This is a genomic window from Chryseobacterium turcicum (assembly GCF_021010565.1).
Classification (GTDB): Bacteria; Bacteroidota; Bacteroidia; order Flavobacteriales; family Weeksellaceae; genus Chryseobacterium; species Chryseobacterium turcicum.
On record NZ_JAJNAY010000001.1, the window covers coordinates 3,129,600 to 3,155,152 of the forward strand.

Here is a 25,553-nt window from a genome sequence, read left to right on the forward strand (position 1 = left end):
TATCCTCAAAAACATTTATTAATAATATACTAGTATGGCAAGATTTCTATTTTTGTTTTTATTTTTTCTAACGACTCATAGTGTTTTTGCACAAAAAGATAAAGAACATTGGTTTGCACCTATGATGAGTCGAAATTCTTTGGTGGCGACCAACAACCGACAGGCTTTGTATTTTTCAACAGATTCTGCAACACCATTCCCGGTCACTATTTACAGCAACAATACAGCTATAGGAACCGTTACTATCAGCAACGGAAATCCGGGTGTTTTTACAGTTCCTGTAGATTTAATAATTGCTTACCAACAGTCTGAAGTATTCAAAGTAACCACAAGAGGTTTACATGCAAAGGCAGATATTCCCTTCATGGCTGACTTAAGAGTTTCGGATGTGGGACATGGAGAAATCATCACTTCTAAAGGAAAGTCAGGAATAGGAAATAAGTTCTATGCAGTATATGCTCCTATCACAAATACAAGTACGAGTACAAACAGCACTCATAATTTCACCTGTGGCATTTTGGCTACAGAAGATAATACTGTAGTTACTGTGTCTGGCTATAGCTCAACTGTACATTTTTCAAACGGAACGACAGGAGTAACCAACCCCACTCTTACTTTCACCCTCAATAAAGGGCAATCTTATATTATAGAGGGACGCTCGAATATCACAGCAAATAGAGCCGGATTTATCGGTGCTAAAATAGTCTCTACCAAACCCATTTCTTTAAATAACGGCAACTTCGTTGGGCAATATTCTCTACCGAACAATACAATTTTTGATGGGCCAGATATCACCATAGACCAATCAGTTCCCGTAGAACGTTTAGGCAACGAATATATTCTTGTAAAAGGAATGGGAAAGATTGCCAAAGAAACAGAAGGTGCTATTATAGTAGCAACTGAAGACAACACCCAAATTTTTATTAATAACAATACAATTGCGGTTGCTACTTTAAACGAGGGCCAATTTTATAGAGTTACCGCAACCAACTATATCAATCAGGGAAACAATCACTATAATATGTACATCAAAACCAGTAAAAAAGTGTATGTATATCATCTCGTTGCAGGGCTTGAGGCAAGTAATGCTACCGGCAGTTTTAATTTTGTACCACCTATAGGATGCATTCAATCAAAAAAAATTGATGAAATCCCTAAAGTAGATGACCTTCCTCGAGTAAGCAGTGCTTTTCCTTTACCTCTATTGAATATGAAGCTAAATATTCTCACCCAGACTGGTGCCAATTTAACAGTAAATGGGGTAACTCCAACTCTACTTGAAGGGCCTTATACAGTAGCCGGAAACCCGAATTGGGTCACTTATTCATTAACCGAAATATCTGGAAATGTGAAAATTAATTCTGATAAACCTGTAAGTGCAGAAGTAATTGGGGGAAGTTTATTTTTAGGATATAGCGGTTATTATGTAGAAGATGCCTCGTGCCAACATGAATCTACCAAAACAATGAATGTATGTGATAACAATCAGATCATTATCCCTGAATTTACGCTCTCTACCCAACTGTATGTTCCAAGTTCTGTAATCATTACAACTCCTCCTCAAAACGGAACTGCAACCGTTAATCCTACAACAGGAGTAATCAATTATATATCTACCCCAGGATATGTTGGCACAGACACCATTGTATATAGGTTCTGTGGTAACAACCCCGTGTCTACAGATTGTGAACAAGTGACACTAACACTCAATATGGTAGAAAGCCCTATTGTAACTAATGCTGTATTGAGAACATGCTTCTTAGAAAGTAATATAGCGACCGGTCAATTTAACCTTACTTTGGCTACTGTTTCTACACAATTAGGTATAATAAAAAAATATTACCCCTCCGATACAGATGCTGTAAACGGAACCAATGAAATTTTAATTCCAGATAATTATGTTGCACCAAACGGTGTGGTATACGTAAAAGTAATCAATGCAAACGGTTGTTATAAAATTTCAAAAATTACTCTTGTTGTTTTCCCACCTACTCAATCATTGATATTAGTAGATAAAATCATCTGTATAGAAGATAAAACAACATTAGATGCAGGTCCTGGTTTTGACGGTTATCAATGGAGTACAGGTGCAACCACACAAACAATATCTGATGTTACTGTAGGTACCTATTGGGTAAGACTAAAAACAGGAGAATGCTGGACAAAGCAGAATGTAAAAGTATATTCTTCAGAGCAGCCTGTCATTACAAACGTAGATATTACAACCAATACAGTAACTGTATATGCAACAGGAGGAACTCCGCCATACAAATACTCTATCGATAACACCAACTGGCAAGATGCTAATATTTTTACAAATGTGCCTAGAGGAAGCGAAATTATTTATCTAAAAGATGCATATGATTGTAATCCTATAACCGTGGAAATTACAATTCCTAATATCATCAACGCAATTACCCCAAATAATGACGGAATCAATGACTTATTAGATTACAGTGCATTAGCGCATAAAGAAAATCTTAAATTTTCTGTGTTTGATAGATATGGTTTAAAGGTTTTTGATTCCCATAAAAACACAGGTTATACATGGGATGGAAGTTATAACGGACGAAAAATAACTACCGGAACTTATTGGTATTACTTAAGCTGGACAGAATCTAAATTTAAAAAGACTGAGGTGAAATATTCAGGTTGGGTTTTGGTAAAAAACAGACCATAATCTTTAGAGCTTTTTCTAAATTTTATCGAAATATTTATTCTAGTTCACAACTTTACCCTTGACTTTTTTTAAACTCTTCTGAATCTATTTTTCACTTCCAATTTTTGATTTAACCTACTAAATCTTTAAGCACGAAGTAAAAAACCTATCTCAAAAGAGTTTAAAAAGAATGTCTATAAAATTTAAAAAATTTCTTAGAGCTTATTTAAATAAAAATAATTTATCTCGTAGATTTTGCTAATTAAGCTGATTAATTTCTCTGTTTTTAATCTGCTAAACCTGTACAATCTGCGAGAATTATATAAAAGCTGGCTAAAAAAAATCAAAAGCCAATCATACAGAATTTAAATTAATAAAACTTAAACAGGTTCTTAATAACTCAACTTTTTTTTCTTATTTAAAATAAAACTATAAAAAAATGAAAAAGACTTTACTTTCTTGCTTCGCCATCATTGCAGTCGCTGCAAACGCACAAATTTCGGTTGTAGAGGGATTCGAATCCACTACATTTCCTCCTACGGGATGGTCTTATCCTGCAGTAGGTGCCTTCTCAAGAACAACCACAGCGGGATATCCATGTACAGGTTCTGCTGCGGCATGGAAAAAATTGAGCGGAACTATCGCATCTACCATGACCTCATATTTAATGTACTCAAGCAATGGTTCTAATGGAAATGCTATAGCTGTTAACTTCAATTATTCTGCAAAAAAATCAAGCAGTGTATATGTCACCAATGGAAATATGCTTGTTGAATATTCTGTAAACGGTGGCAATACATGGAATATCTTAGGAAATCAGGTAGATTTTATATCTGAAACCAATTGTACGGCATTTACCGCAACTATTCCGTCAGGAGCCGTTCCCTTAGACTCTGATTTTCGTTTCAGGATTACCGGAACTAAAACTACTCCCCCTACAGGAACCGCCGATTGGTATTTAACGGTTGATGACATTACTCTTACTCAAGCAGCAACATGTTATATGCCAAACAATATTACAGCTTCTACAGTCACAACCAATACAGCAACTATCGATTGGGTTGCACCTTCTTTTGCACCAGCCAATGGATACGAATATTACTACTCATTAAATAGTACACCTCCTCTAAGCACTACTGCTCCCTCAGGAGTATCTGCTGTAACAACTGCTAATCTATCATCATTACAGCCAAGCTCTACGTATAATGTTTGGGTGCGTTCCGTATGTAGTGCGACCGATAAAAGCCCATGGTCTGCATTAGGAAATTTCACAACAGACTGTGCACCTATATCTTCTCTTTTTGAAAATTTTGACAGCTATATAACTGGTAATATTGTTCCTAAATGCTGGAATCGTATTATGGGAGCACAAGCAGGAGCACAAACAATAACAAACTCTAACACTTCTTCGGGCAGCAGAAGTATTTCTATGACCTCTTCTAGTGCAGTTAATTATTCAATTGTTGTATTACCCGAATTCAATAATGTGAATGCAGGAACCCATCAGCTAAGAATGAAAACCAAAGTCACAACAGGAACAGGGTCGCTGGATATTGGATATGTAACAAACCCTACCAATGCTTCGTCATTTGTAAATATACAAACCATAACTCCCGATACAAATTACACTGATTATACCGTAGTTATCCCTACATCAGTTCCTTCAACTGCAAGATTAGCAATAAGAAATAATGGAACTACAACCAGGTCTCATTTTTGGGACGATATTTATTGGGAAGCATCTTCTGCACTTTCTACCCATGATGTTTCTTCTAATCCAAAATTTAAAGTATATCCAAACCCTTTTACAAATGTTGTCAATCTATCAGATGTAGAGAATATAAAATCAATCATTATTACCACTGCTTCCGGACAAATGGTAAAAGAAATTTATAAAATCACAAAAGAAATAACGTTGTCTGATTTGAACGTTGGATTATACATTTTCACTGTAAAATATAATAATGGAGAGAAGCAACATCTTAAAATACTCAAAAAGTAGAGTTGAGTTAGAGAAACTTTAAAAATAAAGAGTTATCACATACCTGCACTACAATATCTAAAGCCTATTTATAAAATAATAACAACAAAATATTAAGAATTTGTTTAAAATTTCAGCTAAATATTTATTTTGATGCTCAACTTTATTTTGGGTTCTTTATTAAATTATTTTGAGCCTATTTTTCACTCCATATTTTTGATTGAGCCCCCGTTACATCAAAAATACATTTCAAAGTAATAATGAAACAATACTCATAAAATTTAAACAATCTCTAAACATAAATAGGCTTTATTCATAAAAAATGATTACTAATTATGAGAAAATATCTACTTATACTGCTTATCCTGGTTTCTGTGGCAAATAACTTGTCAGCACAAAAAGATTCAGAACATTGGATTGCGCCTTATTATCATTCAATATTCCACTCTCACACGCAAGCATTATATCTGTCTACAGATTCTGTAACTCCTTTTTTGGTAACAATATACAGTAATAATGCGGTATTGGGAACAGTTACAATCAGTAGAGGCAACCCAAAAACTTTTTCAGTTCCTGGTACAGCAATCTCAGCAAATTTGCCAGCACAGGCTTTTACACCTATCAATAAAGGCTTGTATATAAACGCCAGCAAACCATTTTTTTGCACCTTGAGAATGGTAAGTAGTGAAGCGCATGCTGAGATTCTTACCAGTAAAGGAAAAGCAGGAATAGGCAAAGAGTTTTATGTAGCCTCTACCCCTTCCTCTAATATAACGAATAACTTTACTGCAGGTGTGATGGCAACAGAGGACAATACGACGATAACTGCAACCTGGAATGGGGCTATCACCTTTTTTGGAACTACTACAACGGGAACAACACAAACTTTCATCTTAAATAAAGGTCAATCTTTTATCTTTGCCGGAAATGCCGGAAATAATGCACCTTTTATGGGAGCTAAGATTGTTGCAGACAAACCTATCACCCTTACAAATGGAAATGTTAATGGTAATTTTGCGAATAATACTTCCGGGGGATCAGATTCTATTTTAGATCAAGCGGTACCAACAGAAAGATTAGGAAATACTTTTGCAATGGTAAGAACCCGGTCTACCGCTGCTGATTTGGAAGGAGGAATAATCATTGCTACTGAAGATGACACAAAAATTTATCTTAATGGGGCAACATCTCCTATAGCTACGCTTAACCAAGGCAAATGGTATAGAATTTTAGGAAATCAGTATATTGCACAAGGTACTGCAGGGCATGCCAACATGCTCATTACTACATCAAAAAATGCTTATTTATATCAATTAGTTTCCGTTAATAACCAAAGTGCAACTTGTGGCTTTAATTATACCCCACCATTAAGTTGTTTTTTACCTAGAAAAATTGATGAGATTGGCAAAATCAACGAAATGCCTCTTGGCTCTAATGGTACAAGTACAATACCTAATGGCGTACTGATTAAACTTAATATTTTAACGGAGGCTGGAGCAACTGTATTTGTAAATGGAGCACCGCCTGCTTCCACAGCGGGGCCGTATCCTCTTACAGGAAATACAGCTTGGGTTACTTATGGTATTGAAGGCGTTACCGGTAATCTTACTATTGAATCAGACAAAGCAGTAACCGCCGGTATTAATGGAGGATATAATACATCAGGATACGGTGGGTATTTTGCAGGATTTTCATCGGTTCCTGTCATTTCAAAACAAACAGGAGAATGCGCACCTGGAATTATTTTAGAACTTGATCCAGGATACGATTCATACCAATGGTATTTGAACGGAGTGCTTATCACTGGTGCAACATCTAATACCTATGCTCCATTAGTAGGAGGAAATTATACCGTAAGAGTAACGATGGGAACTTGCACGCCAGTAGTAACACTAGCTTATAAAGTTTTTTCGTGTTTAAAGGAAAGTACAAAAACCGATGAAACTTGCGGTACCAAAATCATACAGCCTACATTTACATCTTCTACACAAACTTTAGTTGCCAATACGGTAAAAATCATCACTCCCCCTACTCATGGAACAGCAATTATAAATGCAAACGGAACCATTACATACACGCCAACCCCAGGATATTCAGGTTCAGATGTTATAGTTTATAAATTCTGTGGGAATGCACCTGAGTTTATAGATTGCGAGCAAGTAACCCATACCATAAACATTGTACCTCTTATTCCAAAAGAATCAACAATTACCGCTTGTCAATATGATACTGATTCCACTGCATTATTTAATCTTACAACGGCAAATGTGATTGACTACACCTCTCCTTACACTAAAAAGTACTACGCTACTTTGAATGATTTGAATACTAATAATAACGAAATTGCTGACCCTACAAAATACGCTTCAGCAGAAGGATATGTTTATGTTAAAATAACAGCAGAAGGAGGATGTATAGCAACAGCAAAAATTAAATTGGTTACAATTCCTATCAAAAAATCGTCCATACTCGTAGACAAATATATTTGTATTGATGCCACAACATCTCTTGATGCAGGCCTAGGATATGACAGTTACCAATGGAATACAGGAGCAACAACCTCATCTATTCAAGGAGTTCCGGTAGGAGAATATTCGGTGATACTTGCACAAAATGGATGTTTCCTAAAACAAACAGTACATGTAAAAAAAGTTCAAGATCCGGTAATTACTTCAATTGAAATTACAAACAATAGCGCACTTGTAATGGTAAGTGGCGGAACTCCACCTTTTCAATACGCAATAGACGGAACGACTACATGGCAAGATTCTAATGTATTCACAAACCTATCAAGAGGTCAACATACTTTCTATATAAAAGATAATTATAACTGTACCCCAATCTTAGTAGAAGTAACCATACCCAATTTAATCAACGCCATTACTCCCAACGGTGATCACGTAAATGATTTTATTGATTATAGCCAACTGGCTTATAAAGAGAATCTTTCATTTGTTATCTACGACAGATATGGTAACAAAATTTTTACAGGAGATAAGTTTAACAACTATCGATGGGATGGTAAAGGATCTGGCAAAAAAATATCTACCGATACTTACTGGTATCATATTAATTGGAATGAGCCCAATGCCGCAAAAACTCCCATAAAGTACACAGGCTGGATACTCGTTAAAAATAGAGAATAAATAAACTCATACAGTGGTTAGAATTAGGAAAAAACTAATGAGAATATTATTTATTTTGAGCTGTCTTAAAAAGACAGCTCTTTTTTTATATTTCATTCATAATCAAACCATTTCTTAGCGAAATATTATCTTTCTTGTATAAACTCTAAGACGTAGTCTAATTTGACAGAGGTTTTTGTTTTATTTAGAATTGCATTTCAGGAATTTCTCCTTCAATGATTAAATCGGCTTCTGTAGATTTAATGATGTGTTCTACCGAAACTCCCGGTGCTCTTTCAACAAGTTTGAATCCTGCTGGAGTAACATCTAAAACGGCTAGTTCAGTAACTATTTTTTTCACACAGTTAATTCCGGTTAGAGGAAGTGTGCATTTTTTTAGAATTTTACTTTCTCCAGCTTTGTTGACGTGCATCATCGCAACAATAATATTTTCAGCAGAAGCTACCAAATCCATTGCGCCTCCCATTCCTTTTACCATTTTTCCTGGGATTTTCCAGTTGGCGATGTCTCCGTTTTCTGAAACTTCCATTGCTCCAAGGATGGTTAAGTCTACTTTTTGACTTCTAATCATCCCAAAACTGAATGCTGAATCGAAAAATGAGCCACCATCAAGAATGGTAATCGTCTGTTTTCCGGCATTGATAATGTCTGCATCTTCTTCGCCTTCAAAAGGAAATGGACCCATTCCTAAAACTCCGTTTTCGCTTTGAAACTCTACTGAAAGATTATCAGGAACGTAATTGGCAACCAATGTTGGAATTCCAATTCCTAAGTTTACATAATATCCGTCTTTTACTTCTTTTGAAATTCTTTGTGCAATTTGTTCTTTAGTTAGCATAGCATAATCTTATCCAGCCAAATTAGCCATTTTTTCAGAATTACGAAAACACTTTCTTTCTTATCAGGCTAAATTAAATTTATACATTTATGGCGATTTATTTTATTCCACGCAGAATACACAGATATTCTCAATCATCTGCGAATATCTGTGTGATTAGTTGGAGTTTTACATCCATTTTTTACCACGAAAGCACAAGTTTTATTTATGAAATTGTTAAACCATTAAAGTTTTATTAAGGAGTTTAGAATAATTAAGTTGAGCTTCGCTTTAAGTATTTTTATTAAATAAAATCTTTGATTTTTCGTTTAAAAAATCTTAAAATTTTAATATTCCTAAAGGTTGAAAAATTAATCTGTTTAACTTACTTTCTTACCCTATGATAAATTTTACTTCGCAAATTGTCGTAAATTTGTGGGCTTTTAATTTTACAAATGAAAATTCTATTAAATTATTTAAAACCCTATAAATGGCTAATTATTGCATCGCTGTTGTTAGCTTCTATCAATCAGGTCTTTTCTCTATTTGCTCCTGCGATAACCGGGAATATATTAGACAAATTGGTGAACCAGCCTAATTATTTTGACAAAGAAAAATTAATCCCAAGAACTTTGAATGAATATCTCTACGGAACCGATATTTATCACGGTGTATTTTATTTTTTGGGGTTATTAATCGGAACGGCAATGATTAGCCGAATCGCTAAAGCATTTCAGGATTATGTGGTAAGTGTGATTATTCAAAAATTTGGGGCTCAGATTTTCACCGATGGTTTACAGCATTCTATGAGATTGCCTTTTCAGGAGTTTGAAGACCAGAGAAGTGGTGAGACTCTTTCTATTTTAACCAAAGTACGTGAAGATTCTGTGAAGTTTATCAATAATTTCATTAATGTATTTTTTGGAATTTTGGTCAGTATTATTTTCGTTTCAGTGTATGCCATTCGTCTGCATTGGTCGATTATGCCGGTTTATGTCGTGGGAATTATTCTTATCGCTGTTGTAACCAATTTACTGAGTAAAAGAATTAAAACGATTCAAAAAAATATCGTTACCGAAACGACAGCTTTAGCAGGAAGTACTACAGAAAGTCTTAGAAATATTGAGATTGTAAAAAGTTTGGGATTGACCAATCAGGAAGTACAACGATTGAACAACAATACCTATAAAATTCTGAATCTCGAACTGAGAAAAGTAAAAAGCATTCGTTCACTGAGTTTTGTACAGGGAACTTTAGTGAATTTTTTACAGCAGGTAATTACGTTCACTTTACTCTTATTGATTTTTAAAAATATCGTAACTCCGGGACAATATCTATCACTGATGTTTTACGGATTCTTTATTTTCGGACCGATGCAGGAAATCGGAAACATCATTATTTCTTACCGTGAAGCAGAAGCGTCTCTTCAAAATTTTGACCGAGTAATGAAAAAAGAAGTTGAGCCAAAACCTTTAAACCCTAAAAAAATCGGCGCAATTGAAGAATTAGAGTTCAAAAATGTTTCTTTTCAACATCAGAGTGCTCATTATAAAGCGCTTAGTTCTATTTCATTTGATGTGAAAAATGGTGAAACCATTGCTTTTGTAGGACCTAGTGGCTCAGGAAAAAGTACTTTGGTAAAATTACTTGTAGGATTATACAGACCACAGGAAGGTAGTATTTTTTATAATAATATTGACGGAAAAGAATTTGATTTTGATGAATTGAGAAACCAAATTGGATTTGTAACGCAAGACACCCAGCTTTTTGCTGGAACGATAAGAGAAAATCTTTTGTTTGTAAATCCTTCTGCAACAGAAGAAGATTTGCAATTGGCATTAAAAAAATCGAGTTGTACGGCTCTTTTACAACGTGCTGAAAAAGGAATAGAAACCGTTATCGGAGAAGGTGGATTAAAATTAAGCGGCGGTGAAAAACAAAGAATTGCCATCGCAAGAGCTTTATTAAGAAAACCTCATCTTCTTATTTTTGATGAAGCTACATCAGCTTTGGATAGCATTACTGAAGAGGAAATTACAACAACCATTAAAGAAATTTCTAAAGAAAAAGAGCAAATAACCGTTTTAATTGCCCACCGATTAAGTACAATTATGCATGCAGACCGAATTTATGTTTTGGAACGCGGGCAAGTCATCGAAACAGGCTCTCACCTACAATTAATTGAAGAAAAAGGTTTGTATTATGCGATGTGGAGACAGCAGATTGGAGAAAGGAAGAGTACAACTGAAGCTTAAAAGGCTGGAAGTTGGAAGATAGATGTTTGAAGTTGACATGATTGAAAACATAGATTACTTCTTCGTCAGAATGACAAATTGACTCTAAATAAATATAATAAATTACCCCGAAAATTGACTTCGGGGTAATTTATTATTAAATGAAAAAAAATTAATCTCTTTTTCTAACCGTTCTCTGCTCGATTCTTTTTTCGAAATTTTCGCCTTGGAAAATTCTTTGAATCATGATACCCGGAATATGGATTTGATTAGGATCTAATTCGCCAGGTGCTACCAATTCTTCTACTTCAGCGATGGTAATTTTCCCCGCTCCTGCCATTGGATGATTAAAGTTTCTTGCTGATCCTTTGAATATCAAGTTTCCTGCGTGATCACCTTTCCATGCTTTTACGATTGAGTAGTCTGCTTCGTAAGCGTGTTCTAAAATATGAGGCTTTCCTTTGAAATCTTTTACTTCTTTACCTTCTGCAACTTCTGTCCCGAAACCTGCAGGAGTGTAAAATGCAGGAATTCCTGCTTGAGCGGCACGACATTTTTCCGCCAATGTTCCTTGTGGAGTCAGCTCAACATCTAATTCACCCGACAACATTTGTCTTTCAAATTCTGCATTTTCTCCAACATAAGATGAAATCATCTTTTTAATTTGTCTTTTATGAAGCAATAATCCCAAGCCAAAATCATCAACTCCGGCGTTGTTTGAAATGCATGTCAAATCTTTTACATCACTATCTACCAAAGCGTTGATTGAATTTTCCGGAATTCCACACAACCCGAATCCTCCCAACATCAAAGTCATTCCATCCTGAATTCCTTCAATCGCTTCTGCGGCATTTTTTACTCTTTTATCTATCATGAAATATTTGATTTTTTTCAGTTTTAAATTTAAACATTTTTATCATATCTACCCTATTTCAAATAAATTTTGAAAGACAAAAGTATTTATCCCTATAAATTTCAGCTTATCTCATTATTAAAAATAAAATAGCGGAAACAAGTTCCGCTATCTATCAATAAGTTGTGAATATTTTTATTCTACAATCAATTTTAAAGTAAATAATTTTCTGGTATACACTTTTACAAAATAAACACCTTTAGGTAAATTCTCATTCACTAAAGAGAAACGTTGGTTTTGTACGTTTTCAGATTTGTATAGCAATTGACCTGCAGCTGATATCAATTCTATTTTCTCGATTGGATAATCACTTTTAATGAAAGTTGGCTGCCCTGGTTTTGTAGGATTAGGATATAAAATTACATTTTTCTCGGTTTTATTTTTCGTTTCTTCAGTTCCCAAAGTTCCCGCAGTCACCTGAAACTGTACTCTATTTGAAACTTCTGTGTAAGAATCGTTGGTAAACATCACCATGTAATAATTACCTGCTGTAGTTGGTACTCCATTTACATTTCCTGTAATGGCTTTTGTACCTTGAGCTAAACCGTCAAAATAAGTATATGAAATAAATTGGTCATCAGGAACCGAAACACTTTGAGGGTAAATTCCTAACCAGTCTTTGATAATTCCTGGAGAATCCGTCCATGAAGCGGTGATATTTTCACCCAATGTATAAACCGGTTTATTAATCCAAAGGTCTGTAACGATGTCTCCTACTTTAAAGAAAACTTTTTCTCCTACCGTTGTATAGCTGTCTTCAAGAAAATATTGAGCATAATAATATCCTTTTGGAAGACCTATAAAATTAAGAGTTCCTGCAGCTGTTGTTACATAACTCCATTTTGCAGCCGCAGTTGGCCCCGGAACCTGCCCCATTTTGTAAATTCCGATCCAGTCTTTTGTTAAATTCGGTCCGTTTGAGAAGTTAACGACAACCGTTCCACCCACAGGATATGCATCTGACGTTGTCTGAAGAACCACTTTTGGGCCTACATAAAATTCTTTTCTAGGTGCTATTTCGGTATATCCATTATTGGCAAAAAAACCTGCAAAATACTGCCCTTTAGTTGCTAAACCATTTGGAAATGTTGCTGTTCCCGAAGTTTGTCCGTTGGTATAAACATATCCTTGAGAAGTTACTGTCGTAGGATTCTGACCTTTTTTGTAAAGTCCTACCCAATCTTGCTGATTTCCGGGCCCGTCATTGTAAGTTGCTATAATCGCTTCATTCTGCAAATATTCTGTCTTATTCAAAATAAGGTTAGGATTTGAAACCACACTTCCTGTTACTTCAAACTGTTTTACATCACTCCAGTCACTCCACTCCATATTTCTGTCTCTGTAGCGGGTTTTCACATAATATACACCGTTTGTGATAGAGTTTGCTGCAAAGGTTGCTTTGGTGATATCTACTCCTGCATTTAGGTTTTTGGTAACATCAGGATTTCCGTTTCCTTCTTTACCAAACCAGTTTTCATAATCTCTGTAAAATTCTTTTTCGATAACCGAAAAATCAGCCGCTTTACTTACTAAAAACTGAGTCGTATTTAAAAGTTCGTTTGCCGGCGAAGAGAAAGCACTTCCGTTTAATGTTAAAGGCAAGGTTATCGGTCCCGTAAATGTATTCGTAATCGATGGTTTTGCAGGTTTAGGCTTATTTTTATACCTGTGGAATGAATCAATCAACACATTATCTTTTTGTGTATAAATACCACCAATAGAATAACTTTCGATATCTACTTTTCCGTTGGCTACATCTACTTCAATGATTTGATACGTCCAATCAGTTAATGTTTTTTGTACATCATCAAAATCCTGTTCTGTAGACATCCCCCAATACTGATCCCAAGCTGTCCCGCCAGAGATAATCTGATAGTTTGGTGTATTTTTTAATTGCCCTCTATGGTACAAGTGATGGTGAGCTCCTACATGCATCAAATATTTATTTGATCCAGCTAAAAGAGGAACTGCATTATTTCTTACCCAAGTAGAAATATCACCTACATATTGCTCTGCCTGATAAGGTCTGTGGCTTAATGAAATAATCCAGTCAACTGTAGGATCATTATTTGCTTCGGTTAAAATCTGCTGAAGCCAAGTTTGCTGTGCAGACCCTGTATGCTCTGAACTTAAACTTACAAAAAGTACGTTTCCAGCTTGTTGAGCGTAATAGTTTTCATTACCCGATGTAATGTTTTTGTATTTAATTTCATCAATATTAAAATGTGCGTAGTAAGAATTCATTCCTAAAGTACCATAGGTCTCATGATTTCCTACCGTGGTAAGAATCGGAAGATAAGGTGACAATTTTCTGTTCTTTTTAAAGTGGACATTCTCATAATGATCCAATGTTCCCACATCTACCTGATCTCCTACCATAAAAGTAAGTGCGATATTATCTGAAGGATCTGAAGTAGGCCCAAACTTCTCTTTTAGCTTTTTATAGGCTTTATAGTTTAATGAATCATATCGAGGTTCTGATTTGATTTGGTTATCTCCCATAATCAAAAACCTTATTTTCCCATCAAGAGTAACAGGTTGCCCCGGCAGAGGAAGTGTTCTGAAGTTATAGACCGCAGATTCGCTGGCTCCTGTTTTTATTTTATAGTAATACTTGGTGTTGGGTTGTAAATTTGTAATTTTTGCGGTGTGATAATAATAGTTGTTATTATAACCTGTGTCAGAAAAAATGTTGGTCGTTCCTGTTACGGTAACATTAAGGTTAGTGGGAGAATTCCCATAGAGAACGGTGGTCTCGTTATCTGAACTGGTTTTCCAGTTGACGATCATCGAGTTATGAGCAGGGTTTTGTAAGTAAGGATACAAAGTCTGAGCATAACTAAGCTGGACGACGAAAAAAAAGAAGAATAAATAATGCCTCATAATAATTTTTTTTTTTGAATTGATTGTTAAGTAATTGTGTGATTTTTTAATCCCGCAAATATATACCCCACATGTAAACTCAAAATGACCCTAATAATAAGCAATCATTAATTATTTCGTAAAAAAGAATCCCTAGAAAGGTATTTTCTTATTATAAAATTGTTTGGCATATTCAAAAAGTATTTCATATATTTGCAGCCTGTTATTCAACCTCTGACGAAGTCCGTGAAAGTTGTTTAGCTTGACAAAAAAATTTTTATTACAAAAATGGATTTATTAAAGTACGTACAAGACAAGTACATTACAAAAAAAGAATTCCCTGAATTCAAAGCTGGAGACACAATCACTGTGTATTACGAGATTAAGGAAGGTCAAAAAACTAGAACTCAGTTCTTCAAAGGAACTGTTATCCAATTAAGAGGAACAGGTTCTACAAAGACTTTTACAATCAGAAAAATGAGTGGTGATGTAGGTGTTGAGAGAGTTTTCCCTATCAACATGCCTGCTCTTCAAAAAATCGAAGTTGACAGAAGAGGTAGAGTTAGAAGATCTAGAATTTACTACTTCAGAGACCTTAGAGGTAAAAAAGCGAGAATTAAAGACGCTGCTTACAAGAAGAAATAATTCAGACAACAACACATACGAAGAGAGACTGCTAATTTTTAGCAGTCTCTTTTTATTTTTAGGAGCTATTTGAATACGTCGATTGCTTTTAGAAGCTATTTCCCGCTTTCCGTTGCAATCTTTTTTTTCAAAAAAGGATTTCCACTGCAATCGGGGCTAAAACAAGTAAGACACCAAATAAAATTATTGAAATACTTTAAAGAAACTTAAGTATTCTCCTTATAAAACCACCCGTCAAAAAATCGAAGATTTTTCGCCACCCCTCCAAAGGATGAGAATTTTTACCACTTCATCTATAAGTTTATTCTCAATCTTTTAAACTTCCAGCTTCCAGCATCAAACTTCCATCCTCCATCCTATTTTACAAAATCATACAAAACATTCCAGAATTTGTCGTAGACTTCAATGTGAGGAAGATGCCCTACATTTTCAAGCTCGACAAGTTTTGAACCTGTAATTTCTTGTTGCGTTTTCTTTCCCAATTCCTGATACTGCCCCATTGTTGGTTGAATTTCTTTGGGAGCGCGGTCCTTTCCAATCGCTGTTCGGTCTCTTGTTCCGATAATCAATAAAGTAGGTGTTTTTATATTTTTAAATTCATAAACGACTGGTTGATTAAAGATAATATCAGTTGTCAATGCTGCATTCCAAGCAACTTGAGGATAATCTTTATGCAGCGTCCAACCTGCGATGAGATCTAGCCACGGTTGATATTCAGCTTTCCATTGGTTGTCGTAATAGAATTTAAGCTGATAATTTTTATACGTTTCGGCTGTATTTTTTAATTCTGACTGATATGCTTCATCTACCGTTTGATACTTTGCCAAAACTTTGTAATCTTCTAATCCAATTGGGTTTTCGAGAATTAATTTTTCTACTGTTTCAGGATACATTAAAGTAAATCTTGTAGCAACCATTCCTCCCATCGAATGTCCCAAAACGATAATTTTATCAATTTTAAGTTCATCTAAAATAGATTTTGTATTGCTTGCTAACTGAGCAAATGAAAACTGATAGTTCTGAGGTTTCGAAGATTTTCCAAAACCAATCTGATCAGGAATAATCACCCTAAATCCTTTTTCAGACAAATCTTTAGCTGTTTTTTCCCAATAGGCTCCGTTGAAGTTTTTCCCATGAAGCAGCATAATAGTTTTCCCATTTGGTTTTTGGGGTTTCACATCCATATATGCCATTTTTAGATTTTGCTTCTGAGAATTCAACTCTTTAAAATGAACTTCAAAAGGATATTGATAGTTAGAAAGCATCGCATCTAAAGGTTTTATCTGAGAAAAGACAGACACAGATGAAAACAACATGATAACCGCAGCATTTTTTAAATATTTCATGAAAAATTTATTTTAGATATAAATTTAAAAAAACCGCTTCAAAAGAAACGGTTTTCGGTATTATTTATAATTTAATTATCATTACTGTTCTTGAATCTTTAACGCAAAGGTCACAAAGTTTTTACCTAAAATATTTGAAAATATTTTTTGTTCGCAAAAACGTTTCACTCAGCTAAGATTGGAAAGTTTTTCAAATTAAATTTTTAACATTTGCTCTACAAAATCTGCTCAGGAATCAATTTTTCTTTTTTTGAAGGTAAATTCATTAAAACAATTGCCATTAAAATAAGTACAATTCCTACCCATTGAATAAGAATAACTTTTTCACCCAAAAGAACAAACGCCATCGTTACAGATACCGGAAGTTCTAATGAAGAAATAATACTTCCTAATCCTAAACCTGTATTTGGAAAACCTAAATTGAATAAAATCGGTGGAATAACAGTTCCGAATAAAGCTAAAATAAATCCGTAAGTCCAAAAAATTGAATAATCAAATGGTCTTATATGCTCTGTATTTTCGGTAAAATTTAAATAAAAAGATTTTAGAGTTTCAGAATACAAAGGTCCTATTTGGGCAAAAAACAAAAATACCAAAATAACTAAAGAGCCTCCTGTTAACATGATGACACTTTTTCGAAGTACTGGTAAATGAGTTGCTAAAGTATTTGAGGTAAACATGGTCATCGTAAAAGATGCTGCCGCTAATAATCCCCAAAAAACACCATGCCAGTCTAATTTTACTTCCAGATTAATCAGATTTGTTGCTAAAACGGTTCCCAACAAAACAATGATAGTTGCGACCACTTTTTTAGCATTCGGAAACTTTTTAGTAATAAAACTTTCGACCACTACACTAAACCAAACCGACTGCATTAACAACACAATTGCAATAGATACCGCAATATATTGTACGGCTATATAGTAAAATAAGCTGGTGCAGCCTAAAGAAGTACCTGCTAAAACCAACATTCTAACTTCTCGGCGACTCGGTGATGATAATTTCTTTTTTGACGTAATCGTCTGAATAAAATTCAGGATTAAAAGACCTACGATTCCTAAAGCAAACTGAGCGGTTGTTACCTCAGAAGTGGTGAAGCCATCTTTGTAAGACATTTTTACGAACGTAGCAAGCATTCCGTAAATACTCGCCCCAAAACCAACAAACAATACTCCTTTTAAAATATTTTTCTTCTTCATAATTTTTTACAGCCGACAAAGTTACGACATATTATTTTAAAAATAAGACAACTGTATATTAACAAAAATCACCTCAGGAAAATCTGAAGTGATTGTATTTAATGAACTTTTTAAGTTTTATTTCTTTACAATTATTCTTGAACTCGTGTCAACTCCTATTCCTTGTAGTTTTACAACATATACTCCATTTTCGAAATTTTTTGTAGAAACAGGAATTCTGGAATCTTGTGACGATCTGTTTTCTGAAAGAATTAATTTTCCCGACATATCATAAATCTGCAGGTGAAGATTCCCGATGGTAAAATCTTTTAAATAAATAAAAAACTCATCTTTTGCAGGATTAGGATAAATCGCGATCAAGCTCTTATCAATAGGAATATTTGCATTGCCATCAACACAATCTTTAGGAATTGAAAAGTCTTCTTTTTGATCATTGATATTCATTTTATTTCCCGGTAAAGCATTTAAACCTAATCCTCTTTTAGCAAAAGTCTTCCAGATCATGCATCGGTCTTCTCCTTTAGTGGTAAACATTTCAGCAGTTAATATTGCATTTCTACCATCGATAAATGTAGGATTACACGCCTGTAATTTCAGCGCATCGGTTACAAGTTGCAAAACACGGGCACTTCCACTAGTTTTATTAGCTAAAACATCTGAAGAATAACCATATTTCGCAACATATTGCCAATGAAGATCCCAAAGCATCGATGCCCAAATAAAACCTATACGATGTACATCGGGAACAATTTCGCCATCTTCCTCAATCTCCATCCCGTTGGTATCTCCGTAAGTATAATTATTAATAGAAAAATTGGGCGAATATTTTACAGGTCTTAATCCGGCTCCAGTGGTAGACTGTCCACTTGCATACGTCCCAATACTTCTCGGAACATTGGCATTATCACCAGGTTTATTGGTCAACATTAAAGCAAAAAAATCTGACCAGCCTTCACCCATTTGCTCTTTACTTTGAGATTTTAAAAGGCAGGCATAGCCATCTCCGGTAAGCCTATTTGAAATTCCATGGCCATATTCGTGGGTAATAATACCATTATCGAAACTTCCATCTGGTGTAGTCGCAGTTGCCGGGTCACTTTTTAATGTAATATTGACAGCTAAAGAATTATTTAGTTGAGTTTTTATAAATTCTCCTTCGTCATTAGTAATAAGAACTGAGGGTATCGTTATTGTAGCATCTGCTCCGCCCATTGAAGATGGAAAATTAATAGCCGTAGGATTGTTATAAATAATTGCAGCAATAGCACCGGCATCTTGGGCATTTTTTACTTTCAAAGCAAACGTACAACCTGAAGCACCACCTCTTTCAATCAACCCTATTTTTCCAGCTAACGACCCTGAAGGCAATACAGAGCAACCATTAATTATTAAAGCTAAAGCAATATCTCCAGTCACGCCAACTCCATTGAGTTGTGGACCAAATTGAGCCGGACTCGCTTGAGGAATCCTCGGAATTGCTGATAAAGGAGCGTTATAAAAAACATATCTATTAACCGTCGACCAAAGGTACATTTGCATCAAAGGTCTGTTACCATCAGAGGGTGTTGTAAAATTGGCATTATTTAAAGCGCCTCCATCTTGAGATTCAGCCAAAACATAATCGTTTCCATTTCCTCCTTTTCCGAAATTATTCTGCTGAAAATTTCTTGCAGATTCCGTAAATCCGAACTGATAAAAAATATCATGTACTTTATTGTTAATATAAAACAAGTTGGTAATCGCTGCGTTTCGATTCAATGAAGGAGTTCCGTTAATCGAAAAAGAGAAATCAAAATTTCTATTCGCTCCTCCATCAGGAGAAAATCCTGGTTCATTTTTGTTTGCAGTATCTTCATAAGCGAAGACATTATTCCCTCTTGTTATAGTATAATTTGCTGCTCCTGTAGAGTGCCATCCTTCTGGTGATGAAGCTAAAATCCATGGATTAGAAACAATTGAACGGTTTCCAAAAGTGGGTGCTTCTATGGGTAAAGGAAAAATATTGTAACTCGCATCATCAGCCGATTTAAATAAAGTTTTTTTTTGAAAATCATTAGCTATTGCTGTATTTGAAATCACAGATTCTCCAGAATATGCATCTGAATGGAAATTACAAGATAAATTCAAATTGTCTTTTGAAATAATCTCACCTGAATGGGCATCTACCAAGATATTCCAATAGTTTGCAGAATTGGGTTCATGAAAAGAAAACTCGTAAGCAAGTCTTAAATTATCATGTACGTTAGTAAATATCAATCTTTGTTTTACAAAATCTTGATGAGTTAATTCTGACGATGAATTATCTAAAATTTGAAAATTTTCAATTTCTTTTTTCCCTAAAGTTGAAGCAATATTTTTAAGCGCTTTTTCTTTATTTAAAGTCGCCGTTTCTGAAGTAGAAATAGTATAGTTTTTCACAAAAGAATCTGAAAAATATACAATTTCACCATTTTTAATCATCGCCGTTCCTACCGCATTATAAACAGGATATCCTTTAAATTTTTGTTGAACTTTTACAATTTCTGCTTTTAAAGATTCAGATGAATCTATATTATCGATTTGAAAATCTCTTAAATCTGATTTTTTAAAATCCTGAGCATGTTTTGTAAGAATATAATTGGTAATCAACCGCTTCTGTTGCTGAGAAAATACAACGTATGGAAACAAAATAAAAAACGCAAATAGAGTTTTTACATTGATTTTTTTTATTTTATTAATAAAAATACAATTCATGATTTTAGTTATTAATATTCTATAAAAATAGTGAGATTTTATGAAATATTATTTAAGATTAACTTAAAAGAAAAATATATCTATTAATAAATCAAAAAGGCCATCTCAAAAATGAGACAGCCTTTTTATAATTTAGCTTTTAAAGTATTATTTGTTGATAATAACTTTTGAAGCGGTATCGATACCTAAACCTTTCACTTTTACAAGGTAAGTTCCGTTAATCAATTTGCTTGTAGAAATTGCTTTTTTAGATTCTGGTGAAATTTTACTTTCTGTAGAAATCAATTTTCCTGACATATCATAAATCTCAACATCTACTTTTCCTAAAGTATTGCTTGGGAAATTAATATAAAACTCATTTTTAGCAGGGTTTGGATAAATAGATATTCCAACATTTTTAACTGCACTTGTTTCTGATGTAGAAAGTAAACATTCAGACGGAAGAGTAAAATCTTCCACCTGGTCATTAATATCTGCTTTAACTCCTGCAGAAGCATTATTTCCTAAACCTCTTTTCGCAAAAGTTTTCCAAATCATACATTTGTCTGCGCCCTGTGTAGTTGCAAATTCAGCAGCCAAAATTGCATTTCTCCCATCAATAAAAGAAGGATAACATCCTTGAAGTTTTAACGCATCAGTTACCAACTGTAAAACTCTTGCACTTCCACTTGTAGCATTTGCAGTTACATCAGAAGCATAGCCATATTTAGTAACATATTCCCAATTTAAATCCCATAACATTGATGCCCAAAGAAAACCTATAGAATGTACATCTGGTACCATTCCTTGACCGTTATTATACTCTAAACCATTAGTATCTGCGTAAGTAAAGCCATTAATGGTAAAATCTGGAGAATATTTCGCAGGTCTAATTCCGCCGCCTGTAATTGCCTGTCCTCCAGCATATGTTCCAATTCCTCTTGGTACAGAAGCATTATCTCCAGGCTTATTCGTCAACATTAATGCAAAAAAGTCTGACCATCCTTCTCCCATTTGCTCTTTACTAACATTTGCATTCAAACAACCAGCTCCAGTACCTGTCATTCTATTTGATATTCCATGACCATATTCATGGATAACAATTCCATTATCAAAACTTCCGTCAGGAGTAACACTTAAAGCTGGATCCTTTTTTAAAGTAACATTTACAACAGTATTTGCAGATAAATGTGTTTTAATATACTCACCCTCAGTATTACCAACTAAAACAGCAGGAATAGTAATTGTAGCATCTGCTCCAGACATATTAATTACTGTATTTCCATTTGCTGTATTATTGTAAATAATAGTAGCAATAGCACCGGCATTCTGTAAATTTTTAGTTTTAAGTGCAAAATCACAAGTCCCTCTTTCTACTAATCCAATTTTCCCAGTAAGAGATCCTACAGGTAATGCTGTACATCCGTTTAAAACAGAAGAAAGTTGAATATCACCAGTTACTCCAGTCGGTGTAAGCGCAGGTCCGAATACTGCTGTTCCTGCCGATGGAGTACGTGTAGTAGCAACAGTTGGTGCATTGTAGAAGAATACTCTATTTACTGTTGACCATAAATACATTTGCATTCTGGGATTATAACTATCCGCAGGAGATGAGAAGTTTGCATTATTTGTACCTCCACCATCTTGAGCTTCTGCGTATACAGAGTCATCACCTAAGCCTCCTTTTCCAAAATTATTCTGTTGGAAATTTTTTGCAGACTCTGTAAATCCGAATTGATAAAATACATCATGAATTTTATTATTCAAATAAAATAAATTTGTGATAGAAGCATTTAAATTAGGTGTTGGGCTCCCCGTCATTGAAAATGGGAAATCAAAATTTCTTGAAACACCTCCATCAGCTGGAGTTCCTGGTAAATAATTAGGGGGCACCGTCAGAGCTGTTCCCGAAACATCTTCATAAGCAAAAACATTATTTCCTCTTGTTGCTGTATAATGCGTTGTTCCGTCTGAATGCCATCCTTCTGGTGATGCTATAAGATTCCAAGGATTTGAAACTATAGATCTAGATCCAAAAGTAGCAGCTTCCAGTGGAAGTGGAAAGATATTATATGAAGCATTGTCGGGTAATAATAAAGCTAAATTTTGGTTTGCTTGATCTATCTTATTTTCTGCGCCAACAAATAAATGCTCAGTTCCATCTGCGTGAGTATGTGATTGCGAATAATCATGTGAATAAGCATTTTGTTGAAATTCACAAAATGTAGTTAAATTAGCTTTATTTATAATATCACCATTATTAGCATCAACAATAACATTCCAATAGTTAGCAGATTTTGGTTCATAAAAAGAATATTCATAAGCCAATCTTAAATCACCATTCTTATTGTTTGCATATACAAGTCTTTGTTTTGCAGCATAATTCTTATTTGCAGTTTTTTCTAAAAATTTAATAATAGGCAAACTTGAAATTTCTGACTTTCCTAAATCATCAGCAATCTTATCAAGTGCTGAATTTTTAGAAATAGTAGCATTTGTTGATGTAGACTCATGATAATCCTTAATAAAATTATCTGTAAAATATACCACTTTGCTGTCTTTAACAAGTGCGGTTGCTACTGAATTATAGACGGGTAAACCATTATAAGTCTGTTGAATTTTTATTACATCACCATTTAATGATTTTGAAGAATCAATATTATCAATTATAAATTGATTAAGATCAGATTTCTTATATTCTCTCAGTTTATTTTGAGAAATATAATTTTTAATCAACACTTCATTTGACTGTGCAAATGATATTGAAGGTATTACTGCGAAAACTGCAATAACAAGAGGTAGAATTACTTTTTTCATTTACTTAATTAAAGATGCAAATGTATAATTAATTCCTAATTTATGCTACCATTATTATAAATATTCTTCAAATTTTAAAACATAAATTCATTTAAAACTTAATCTACTATTTATCAATGATTTAAAATCAAAAACAATATAAATTTAAAATATAAATAACTGATTTTCAACACCACACACTTAACACTCATCAGTCATATAAAGCCATATTGAGTTCAAATTCTCAATTATTAATGCTCAAAATAGCATTTCATAGCTCCTGTTTTTAATTTATATTGTTAATGTAATTTTATTTAATATTCATTCAAATTTTAATAATTAGTTTCCATTTAATAAAATTCAATTAATGTTGATTTAATTTATCATTTAATCAAAATAAAAAAACCACTCTTTCGAGTGGTTCTTATATTAAAAAATGATTTTCGGATTATTTACCTCCTTCCATTTTCTTTTTCAATTCTGCTAAAGCATCGATGTCTCCAAGAGTTGATCTTTCTTCGTTGTTTGAAGAAGAAGATACATTTCTGTTAGAAGATTCTTTCACATTCTTTTTCTCTTCGTCTCTGAAGATACCTGTATGAGAAACTACTACTCTCTTGAATTCTTTGTTGAATTCGATTACTTTAAACTGAGCATCTTCCCCTTTTTTGATTTTAGATCCGTCTTCCTTCTCTAATAATCTTGATGGGCAGAAAGCTTCAACTTCAGCATCTTCGAATTGTACAGAAGCACCTTTATCGTGTACTTCTACAGCTTTACCAGCGTGTACAGTTCCTTCAGCATATTTAATTTCAAATTTATCCCAAGGGTTTTCTTGCAATTGTTTGTGACCTAGAGATAATCTTCTAGCTTGGATGTCTAATTCTAGAACTACAACATCTAATTTATCACCTACTGCACAGAATTCAGATGGATGCTTGATTTTCTTAGTCCAAGAAAGATCAGAGATATAGATTAATCCATCAATACCTTCTTCCAATTCTACGAATACACCGAAGTTTGTAAAGTTTCTTACAGTCCCAACATGTTGAGAACCTACTGGATACTTAGCTTCGATATTTTCCCATGGATCTTTAGATAATTGTTTCATACCTAAAGAGATTTTTCTGTCTTCTCTATCAAGAGTAAGAACTTCTGCTTCTACTTCATCACCAACTTTTACGAAATCTCCAGCACTTCTCAAATGAGTAGACCAAGACATTTCAGAAACGTGGATCAATCCTTCAACACCTGGAGCGATTTCTACAAATGCACCATAGTCAGCAAGAACTACTACTTTTCCTTTTACTTTATCACCAACTTTCATGTCAGCAGAAAGAGCATCCCAAGGATGAGCTTCTAATTGCTTCATACCTAATTGGATTCTTGTTTTCTCGTCATCAAAATCAAGGATAACAACTTTTACAGTCTGTCCGTCCTCAAGGATTTCAGATGGGTGGTTCACTCTAGACCAAGAAAGGTCTGTAATGTGGATCAATCCATCAACACCTCCTAAGTCAATGAATACACCGTAAGAAGTAATATTCTTAACAGTACCTTCAAGAACCTGACCTTTTTCAAGCTGAGCGATGATTTCTTTTTTCTGACCTTCGATATCTGCTTCGATCAATGCTTTGTGAGATACAACTACGTTTTTGAACTCAGGGTTGATTTTCACAACTTTGAACTCCATAGTTTTACCTACGAACTGATCGTAATCTTTAATTGGCTTAACGTCGATTTGAGAACCTGGTAAGAATGCTTCAATACCGTGTACATCAACGATCATACCTCCTTTAGTTCTAGACTTAACAAAACCGTTAACGATTTCTCCAGTTTCGTGAAGTTCGTTTACTCTATCCCAAGCTTTAAGCGTTCTAGCTTTTCTGTGAGATAATTGTAATTGACCTGTTTTGTCTTCTCTTCTGTCTACCATTACTTCAACTTCGTCACCTACTTTTAGGCCTGGGTTGTAACGGAATTCGTTAAGAGAAATAACACCTTCAGATTTGAAGTCGATGTCTACGATAGCTTCTTTGTCAGTTAATCTTACAACTTTACCAGTGATAACGTCGTTATCATTTAAGCTGCTAAGAGATCCGTTATAGATTTCTTCAAGATCACTTTTTTCTTTTCTAGCGTCTGCATCAAGACCTGATTCGAAAGAATCCCAATCAAATTGTTCTGGTGCTACGTTTTGGTTTAATAAAACCTCTGCTGAATTTGTCTCTTTTGACATTTTC

Annotated in this window: 13 protein-coding genes; 5 read left to right on the forward strand and 8 right to left on the reverse strand. The window is 34.3% G+C overall.

Annotated features, from left to right (window positions below):
* Positions 1-34: 34 nt before the first annotated feature.
* From LO744_RS14255 to LO744_RS14265, 3 genes are all read left to right on the forward strand, one after another.
* On the forward strand, positions 35-2,680 hold the full coding sequence (locus tag LO744_RS14255; RefSeq protein WP_230670260.1) for a T9SS type B sorting domain-containing protein: 2,646 nt from the start codon (positions 35-37) through the stop codon (positions 2,678-2,680).
* A gap of 418 nt (positions 2,681-3,098) precedes the next feature.
* A complete protein-coding gene (locus LO744_RS14260) occupies positions 3,099-4,661 on the forward strand; it encodes a T9SS type A sorting domain-containing protein (RefSeq protein ID WP_230670261.1) in 1,563 nt (520 codons plus the stop codon).
* A gap of 314 nt (positions 4,662-4,975) precedes the next feature.
* Positions 4,976-7,786 (forward strand): T9SS type B sorting domain-containing protein, encoded by a 2,811-nt coding sequence (locus LO744_RS14265; RefSeq protein WP_230670262.1) that lies wholly within the window; start codon positions 4,976-4,978, stop codon positions 7,784-7,786.
* Between the two features lie 184 nt (positions 7,787-7,970).
* On the opposite strand, the gene LO744_RS14270 is transcribed toward LO744_RS14265, so the two are convergent.
* Entirely contained in the window at positions 7,971-8,624 is a 654-nt protein-coding gene (locus tag LO744_RS14270) for a CoA transferase subunit B (RefSeq protein ID WP_123885577.1), read from the reverse strand.
* A 434-nt stretch (positions 8,625-9,058) separates the two neighbouring features.
* On the opposite strand from LO744_RS14270, the gene LO744_RS14275 reads away from it, so the two are divergent.
* Positions 9,059-10,858 (forward strand): ABC transporter ATP-binding protein, encoded by a 1,800-nt coding sequence (locus LO744_RS14275; RefSeq protein WP_230670263.1) that lies wholly within the window; start codon positions 9,059-9,061, stop codon positions 10,856-10,858.
* A 151-nt stretch (positions 10,859-11,009) separates the two neighbouring features.
* Here LO744_RS14275 and LO744_RS14280 read toward each other — a convergent pair whose 3' ends face one another.
* Positions 11,010-11,711, reverse strand: a complete 702-nt coding sequence (locus tag LO744_RS14280; RefSeq protein WP_230670264.1) for a CoA transferase subunit A — start codon at positions 11,709-11,711, stop codon at positions 11,010-11,012.
* 174 nt (positions 11,712-11,885) lie between these two features.
* A complete protein-coding gene (locus LO744_RS14285) occupies positions 11,886-14,633 on the reverse strand; it encodes a fibronectin type III domain-containing protein (protein ID WP_230670265.1) in 2,748 nt (915 codons plus the stop codon).
* A gap of 267 nt (positions 14,634-14,900) precedes the next feature.
* Here LO744_RS14285 and rplS point away from each other — a divergent pair, with 267 nt between their 5' ends.
* The gene (gene rplS, locus LO744_RS14290; protein ID WP_034709455.1) at positions 14,901-15,257 is read left to right on the forward strand and encodes a 50S ribosomal protein L19; all 357 of its coding nucleotides are present in this window, start codon (positions 14,901-14,903) and stop codon (positions 15,255-15,257) included.
* A gap of 356 nt (positions 15,258-15,613) precedes the next feature.
* Here the strand turns inward: rplS and LO744_RS14295 are convergent, their stop codons facing one another.
* The 5 genes from LO744_RS14295 to rpsA all read right to left on the reverse strand — a co-directional run bounded on the left by LO744_RS14295 (position 15,614) and on the right by rpsA (position 25,549).
* A complete protein-coding gene (locus LO744_RS14295) occupies positions 15,614-16,603 on the reverse strand; it encodes an alpha/beta fold hydrolase (protein WP_230670266.1) in 990 nt (329 codons plus the stop codon).
* Positions 16,604-16,818: 215 nt separating this feature from the next.
* Entirely contained in the window at positions 16,819-17,802 is a 984-nt protein-coding gene (locus tag LO744_RS14300) for an EamA family transporter (protein WP_230670267.1), read from the reverse strand.
* Positions 17,803-17,919: 117 nt separating this feature from the next.
* Positions 17,920-20,535, reverse strand: coding sequence for a T9SS-dependent M36 family metallopeptidase (locus LO744_RS14305; protein WP_230670268.1), 2,616 nt, complete (start codon positions 20,533-20,535; stop codon positions 17,920-17,922).
* Positions 20,536-20,682: 147 nt separating this feature from the next.
* A complete protein-coding gene (locus LO744_RS14310; protein WP_230670269.1) occupies positions 20,683-23,331 on the reverse strand; it encodes a T9SS-dependent M36 family metallopeptidase in 2,649 nt (882 codons plus the stop codon).
* Between the two features lie 427 nt (positions 23,332-23,758).
* Positions 23,759-25,549, reverse strand: coding sequence for a 30S ribosomal protein S1 (gene rpsA / locus LO744_RS14315; protein ID WP_230670270.1), 1,791 nt, complete (start codon positions 25,547-25,549; stop codon positions 23,759-23,761).
* Between the last annotated feature and the right edge of the window lie 4 nt (positions 25,550-25,553).